Annotated in this window: 1 protein-coding gene; it reads right to left on the bottom strand. The window is 45.4% G+C overall.

Annotated elements, in window-relative coordinates:
* Positions 1-740, bottom strand: a 740-nt coding sequence (locus DW757_RS17195; RefSeq protein WP_147355654.1) for a helix-turn-helix transcriptional regulator, incomplete at both ends; no start/stop codon positions are given.

Here is a 740-nt window from a genome sequence, read left to right as displayed (position 1 = left end):
ATCCGAATCAGCCAGCGAAATTCTTCGTCTGACAGATTTTTATAGTTGATACCGAGCTGTTTACAGTAAAGGACAACCAGCTTTTCATCCCGGCTGCCCTTGAAATTTTCGACCGCTTCCAGATTTTCTTTCAGTTCATTGGCAACAGTGGTCTGGGGTGCACTCTCACTGTCCTTTTTATGGGCTTCTCGAATATCCCGGATAATGAGGTTGAGGTCATCCCGTACCATCTGACTGAAATATTCATCATCACTGATATGGGCGGCTTGTAGCACTTTCAAATGGGGGTCGTCTTCGCCAGGGCGATACCGTTCAATGATTTCATGTCGGACAGTATCAACAAGGGCATTGAGGTTTTGAATCTGCATGGTGGCAATCCCGTCCACATAAATCTCAATGTCCGCAAGAAACTTGATAAAATCTTTATGTGTGGCAAGCTCACAGAGCAGACGGTTGTTAATCCGACCGCTTTTCAGGAGAGCAACCATCTCATCATTCAAATGCAACTCCGTCAATGGCGTGTTGATCTGCTCCCTGTTCTCTGTCCGGCACAGCAGATAATCAACGGAAACCCCATAGAAGTCTGCCAGTGTGATAAGGTTGCCATGATTGATTTCTTTATAATCCTCTTTCTCATAACTTCCAAGAGCTGATTTGGAAATACCCGTCAACTCTGACAACTCTTCCAGATTTAAGCCTTTGTCCTTGCGGAGTTCCCAAAGGCGTTCCTGTATGCTTGT

It is taken from the genome of Clostridium sp. AM29-11AC (genome assembly GCF_003480545.1).
In the GTDB taxonomy this organism is placed as follows: Bacteria; Bacillota; Clostridia; order Lachnospirales; family Lachnospiraceae; genus Otoolea; species Otoolea saccharolyticum_A.
This window is presented reverse-complemented; position numbering and strand designations above follow the sequence as displayed.